This is a genomic window from Rhodococcus sp. O3 (assembly GCF_048897285.1).
Lineage (GTDB): Bacteria > Actinomycetota > Actinomycetes > Mycobacteriales > Mycobacteriaceae > Rhodococcus.
Window position 1 is genome coordinate 22,974 of record NZ_JBMBTE010000067.1, and the last position, 6,000, is coordinate 28,973.

The 6,000-nt window shown below is 69.6% G+C and carries 6 protein-coding genes; 3 read left to right on the forward strand and 3 right to left on the reverse strand.

The window, feature by feature from the left end:
- Positions 1-146 precede the first annotated feature (146 nt).
- The 3 genes from ACN675_RS18450 to ACN675_RS18460 all read left to right on the forward strand — a co-directional run bounded on the left by ACN675_RS18450 (position 147) and on the right by ACN675_RS18460 (position 2,236).
- Entirely contained in the window at positions 147-764 is a 618-nt protein-coding gene (locus tag ACN675_RS18450) for a DsbA family oxidoreductase (protein ID WP_420752221.1), read from the forward strand.
- Positions 765-952: 188 nt separating this feature from the next.
- On the forward strand, positions 953-1,426 hold the full coding sequence (locus tag ACN675_RS18455) for a ribose-5-phosphate isomerase (RefSeq protein WP_420752216.1): 474 nt from the start codon (positions 953-955) through the stop codon (positions 1,424-1,426).
- Positions 1,427-1,438: 12 nt separating this feature from the next.
- Positions 1,439-2,236 carry an Fpg/Nei family DNA glycosylase gene (locus tag ACN675_RS18460; RefSeq protein WP_420752217.1) on the forward strand — a complete coding sequence of 266 codons (798 nt, stop codon included), beginning with the start codon at positions 1,439-1,441 and terminating at the stop codon, positions 2,234-2,236.
- A 22-nt stretch (positions 2,237-2,258) separates the two neighbouring features.
- Here ACN675_RS18460 and ACN675_RS18465 read toward each other — a convergent pair whose 3' ends face one another.
- From ACN675_RS18465 to ACN675_RS18475, 3 genes are all read right to left on the reverse strand, one after another.
- On the reverse strand, positions 2,259-3,629 hold the full coding sequence (locus tag ACN675_RS18465) for a wax ester/triacylglycerol synthase domain-containing protein (protein ID WP_420752218.1): 1,371 nt from the start codon (positions 3,627-3,629) through the stop codon (positions 2,259-2,261).
- 158 nt (positions 3,630-3,787) lie between these two features.
- Positions 3,788-4,600 (reverse strand): DUF1542 domain-containing protein, encoded by an 813-nt coding sequence (locus ACN675_RS18470; protein WP_420752219.1) that lies wholly within the window; start codon positions 4,598-4,600, stop codon positions 3,788-3,790.
- A 53-nt stretch (positions 4,601-4,653) separates the two neighbouring features.
- Positions 4,654-5,883: a wax ester/triacylglycerol synthase domain-containing protein gene (locus ACN675_RS18475; protein WP_420752220.1), complete on the reverse strand. Its 1,230-nt coding sequence runs from the start codon at positions 5,881-5,883 to the stop codon at positions 4,654-4,656.
- Positions 5,884-6,000: the final 117 nt, after the last annotated feature.

Here is a 6,000-nt window from a genome sequence, read left to right on the forward strand (position 1 = left end):
TTCGGGAAGAATCCGGCTTGCCGCAGCGTTGTGCTGTCGACAGCATCGGTTGTCGTCGACGTGTCGACGACACGACATCTGAGGAGAATTCCGTGAGCGAAGCGACCACCAAGGACTCCGTGAGCGAAGCGATCGCCAAGGACTCCGTGAGCGAAGCGATCGCCAAGGACACTGCCGACTTCTGGTTCGACCCGCTCTGCCCCTGGTGCTGGATCACCTCGCGATGGATCCTCGAGGTCGCCAAGGTGCGTGACATCGAAGCGCGCTTCCACGTCATGAGCCTCGCGGTCCTCAACGAGGGACGCGACCTGCCCGCCGAGTACGCCGAGAAGATGAAGAAGGCGTGGGGTCCGGTACGCGTGGCGATCGCCGCCGCCCAGAAGTACGGCGACGAGATCCTGGCCCCGCTGTACACCGCGCTGGGCACGCAGATCCACAACGAGGGCAACGACGACTTCCCCGCCGTGATCGCCAAGGCGCTCGCCGACCTGGGCCTGGACCCGGAACTGGCGAGTGCCGCAGACACCGACGCCTACGACGAGGCGCTGCGCGCGAGCCACGCCGCCGGCATGGACGCGGTGGGCCCGGATGTGGGGACCCCCACGATCCACGTCAACGGGGTCGCGTTCTTCGGCCCGGTGCTCTCGAAGATCCCGCGCGGCGAGGAAGCCGGGAAGGTGTGGGACGGCGTGGTCGCGCTCGCGAGCTACCCGCACTTCTTCGAACTCAAGCGCACCCGGACCGAAGGTCCGAGCTTCGAGTAGGGCGTGTCTCCGAAACGGGGATTGGGAGACATGCCCTGGATCCGGCAGGCCGGCAGACAATTCCGAGGATTCGTGCAATCCGTCGGGTTGCTGCCGGCCTCCCGCATACCCGGTGCTCTGTGGCTGTTCATACGCGGTGCTCCCTGCCGATCGTCGGCACCGCATCGGGCTCGTTAGACTCTTGACTCATGCGCGTTTACCTGGGTGCCGACCACGCCGGCTTCGAACGTAAGAACCAGATCATCGAACACCTGACCGCCAACGGTCACGAAGCCGTCGACTGCGGCGCACACGAATACGACGCCCAGGACGACTACCCCGCGTTCTGCATCGAGGCGGCCCGCCGCACCGTCGCCGACGAGGGCAGCCTCGGCATCGTCCTCGGAGGCAGCGGCAACGGCGAGCAGATCGCCGCGAACAAGGTGCCCGGCGCCCGCTGCGCCCTCGCGTGGAGCGTCGAGACCGCCAAGCTTGCCCGCGAGCACAACAACGCGCAGCTCATCGGCATCGGTGGTCGCATGCACACTCTCGAGGAGACCCTCGCGATCGTCGACGCGTTCCTGGCGACCGCGTGGTCGAACGAGGAGCGGCACCAGCGTCGCATCGACATCCTCGCCGAGTACGAGAAGACCGGCGTCGCTCCCGCCGTACCCGGCGCGTAGTCCGGGGGCCCGGTGCCCGAGGGACACATACTCCACAGGCTCGCCCGCCTGCACCAGCGGCACTACGCCGGTGCGGCGGTGCGGGTCTCGAGCCCGCAGGGGCGATTCTCGGACGGTGCGGCTCTGGTCGACGGGCGGGTGCTCACTCACGCCGAAGCGTGGGGCAAGCACCTGTTCCATCACTACGAGACCGGCGCCGTGGTGCACGTGCACCTCGGCATCTACGGCGAGTTCACCGAATCCGCGCTGCCCCTCGGCCCGCCGGTCGGCCAGGTGCGCATGCGGATGATCGGGGTCGAGCACGGCAGCGACCTGCGCGGCCCCGCGGCGTGCGATGTGCTCACACCCGACGAGGTCGACGCCATCGAGGCCCGGCTCGGGCCCGACCCGCTGCGCGCCGACGCCGACCCGGACCTGGCCTGGGCGCGGATATCCAAGTCCCGCACCGCAATCGGATCACTACTCATGAACCAGGCGGTGATCGCCGGGGTCGGCAACGTGTATCGGGCCGAAGTGCTGTTCCGTCACGGAATCAACCCGGAACGACCTGGAAAGAACCTGGCGCGCAGCGAATTCGACGCGATGTGGACGGACCTGGTCGAACTCATGCAGATCGGGATGGAACGTGGCCGGATGCACGTCGTGCGGCCCGAACACGATCACGGTGCACCGGCCTACGCCAAGGACCGGCCCCGCACCTACGTCTACCGCCGCGCCGGCGACCCCTGCCGCGTGTGCGGCACTCCCGTCCTGCACTCGGTCATGCAGGCGCGCAACCTGTTCTGGTGCCCGAGCTGCCAGCCCGCCTGATCGTCACGACCCCGCCTGATCGTCAAGACACGGATTCGTCCGACTCTTCGCCGAGGACATCCCGGAACCCGGTGCGGATGCAATCCTCGAACACCTTCCGGTCCGGCACCGCCCCGACATCGAGCGTGAAGCCCAGGCAGCACGTGCCGAGGTACGACACCATCGTCACGTTGAACGCCGACCCGAGTGTCGGCCCGAAGGCGTAGTACCGGTCGGCCCGGGCACCGGCCACATACAGGGGGACCGGGGATCCCGGAACGTTCGAGGCCAGGAAGTCGACGTGCTCGAGCATGCTGCCGACCACCGCCGGCGGCAACATGTTCAGGGGCGCGGCGAGCACCTCGCCCATATCGAGCGCCGGTTCCGCCCGCCACGCACGGACGATCGACTCGATCTCCCGCATGAGGTCGTCGACGTCGCCGCCGTGTACCGGAAGCGCGAATCGTGCCAGGTTGATGCGGTTGCCGCCCATCTCGTCGTCAGGTCGGCGCACGCTCAGCGGCATCGTCACCCGCAGCGACTCGACGTCGGCGTCGTGCGCCCGGTGGTAATGGTGCAGGCCGACGACCAGCGCGGTGAGGAAGGCGCTGTTGACGGTGCAGCCGGCGCGGTGCCCCGCCGTGCGCAGCCCCTCGAGCGGGACATCGAACGAGAAGAGCGTCCTGCCCAGCGCGCGTTCGGTCATCACCGGCGACGCGGTCGTCGTGATCGGCCGCAGATAACGGGCCACCGACGACACCGTGCCGAGCACACCGCGCGCGGCTCCGACCGGATCGGTGACCACCGCGCGGGTCGCGGGCCACACCGACCGCAGTCCCCGGCCGACAATGTCGCGGGCCTGGAACCCGTAATCCTCGAGCAGTTCGGTCACGAGGTCCCACGAGCCGAGGCGCTCGGGCTCCGGGGGAGCGGGCGGTTCCGGCCGCGGGGTGCCCTCCCGCGTGAAATCGACGATGTGCGCGGTGATCTGCATACCACCGAGCCCGTCGGTGAGCGCGTGATGCACCTTGAGCAGAATCGCTGCGCGTCCGTCGGCGAGACCGTCGACCACGGTCAGCTCCCACAGGGGCCGGGCGCGGTCGAACGCCGTCATGGCCGCGATGCGGGCGAGTTCCAGGACGTCGTCGATCGTGCCGGGGGACGGCAGCGCGGTGTGCCGCAGATGCCAGGACAGGTCGAAGTCCGGGTCCGCGACCCAGCGCGGCGCGCCCAGACCGAACGGGACGGACACGACCCGGTGCCGGAAGTGCGGGACGTCCCGGGTGCCGCGGTCCATCATCTCGACGACGCGGTCCCAGTCGGGGGACGAATCGAGTGTGATGACGGCGACGATCGTCGAGCGCAGCGCGGGGTCCTGTTCCATGCTCCACGTCAGGAAATCGGTCTGCGCCATGCGCCGTCCTGCGGTGCCCATGTTCGGACGATCCCACATTCGCGGGCGTCGCGGCCAGAGTCCACGATCCCGGCCGTTCCGGTCGGAAGTCCCCGAACGGCGGCCGCTGCCCGGAACGGGGGTCTACGTGGACAGGATCGACGATCCCGGTACGCAGGTCAGAAGTCGAACCCGCCCCCGAAGTCGAATCCGCCGGAGTCGCCGCCGCCGAAGTCGAACCCGCCGGAGTCGCCGCCGACGTCGCCGCCACCGAAGTCGTCGCCCCCGCCGAAATCGTCTCCGCCGAAGTCCTCACCGCCGCCCATGTCACCGGCGTCCGCGGTGCCGTCGCCGGCACCGCTCTCGAACGCCTGCGCGTCGTAGGGCACCCCGGCCATGCCCGAGAACATCGCCGAGAACAGCAGCATCGAGCCGACGCCCCATGCGCCCGCGACCAGCGCCGGCTTCCACCACGGTTCCGAGTACCAGCCCGCCGGCACCGGACGGCCCGCGACCCGGCCGCCGGGGTAGTAGTTCGGGGTCCGCGGCGACGGGGACGGGGAGGCGGCCACCTGCCGGCCCTCGAACTCGATCTGCCGTTCCTCGGTGACGGCGCCGGCCGACTTCTGGCCGTCGAGCGGCGGGATCTCCGGTCCGGGATCCATACCCATCGCGATGCGGGCCGCCCGGATGTAGTACAGCCCTTCGAGAGCGCTCTGCTTGGCGAGGCGCGCCTGCGCGGGGGTCTGCGCCTGCTCGATCTGCGAGCCGGCAGCGTTGTAGCGTTCGGACGCGTCCGCGAGCGCCTGTTTCGAGGCGTCGTCGGTCCCGGTCAGGTTGTAGATCTGACCGCCGAGACGCTCGATCGCCTGACGGGCGTCCGCCTTCGCGTCGTCGAGGCGGAGCGCGCTGTGGCCGGACGATTTCTTCTGGCTCCGCGACACGAAGTACACGACCGCGCCGACGGCAAGGACGATGAGCAGGAGTTCCACGGCGATGCGCCTTCCGACTGTGCGTGCATGTACGACGCCCAGCCTACCGACGGTCAGCTCTCGAGGACTGCGAGCAGACCGGCGCGGATGCAGTCGTCGAACATCTCGGCATCGCGCACCGCGTCGGTGTCGATCGTGAACCCGAGACAGCAGCTGTCCAGGTACGACATCAGGGTTGCGTTGAACGCCGAACCGAGCGTCGGCCCGAAGCCGTAGTACTTCTCGATCTTCGCGCCCGCCACGTACAGGGGCACGTGCGATCCCGGCACCGTGCACGCGAACACGTCGTCGTGGTCGAGCGGGTCGTCGACCACCGCCGGCAGCAGGTTCGGTGGGGGCGCGAGGTGCCGGCCGGGTTCGGTGGCGGGCCCGGAGTACTCGTCGAGCAGTCGCATGAGCAGCGCCGGATCGTCGGCGGGGACCGGCAGGTCGGCGCGGGCCAGGCTGATCCCGGCACCGCCGTTCCCTGTACCACCGTTGTCGGGGGCCAGCGGCATCGCCAGGCTCAGCTCGTCGACGTCGATACCGCAGCGGAACCGGTAGTCGGCCAGCCCGAGCAGCACCGCCGCGAGGAACGCGCTGTCCAGGGTGCTGCCCGCGCGTTCGGCGGCCGCCCGCAGCTCGGCGAGCGGTACGTCGACCACGTGCAGGCGGCGGTCGCCGGTTCTGGCAGGTTCGGCGGACGACGTGAACCACCGCAGCGGCGCCGCCAGCGACTGCACCAGTCCGCCGATCGACTCGACGAGGGAACCGAACGAGCCGGCCGCCCGATCGGCCGCGTCCTCCGCGGTGGTCGTTTCCGGCCCGGGTTCCGGGCGTTCGCGACCGTGCCGTTCGAGGTCGACGATGCGGGCGGTGATGTGGGTGCCGTCGGCGCCGTCGGCGTACGCGTGATGAATGCGGATCAGCAGGGCGGACTGGCCACCGAGCAACCCCTCGACCAGCGTCAGTTCCCACCCGGGATGTTCCGGGACCGCGGCGGCGGAGGTCGTGCGGGCGTAGTCGAGAACGTCGTCGAAGGTCGCGGGCGCGGGCAGGGCCACCCGATCGAGCTGCCACGGCAGGTCCGAGTCGTGTTCGCCCGCCCATCGCGGCGGCGCCAGACCGAACGGTACGTCGAGAACGCGGTGCCGGAACGCCGGAGTTTCGGGGGTTCCACCCGAGAGCATCTCGCCGACCCGATCCCAGTCGGGGGAGGCGTCGAGCAGGACGGCGGCGACGATCGTCGACCGCAGCGCCGTCTGCTCAGAGGGCGCGGCGGGACGGCCGGAAGCGTCGGTCATGCTCGGAACGTTCTCATACCGACACCGGCGCAACCCGTTCGATCTCGGTGTGATGACCGTTTCGAGTCGAAACGGTGACCGGGAGAAACAGGAACAGATGTGCCCGGAAACGACTCA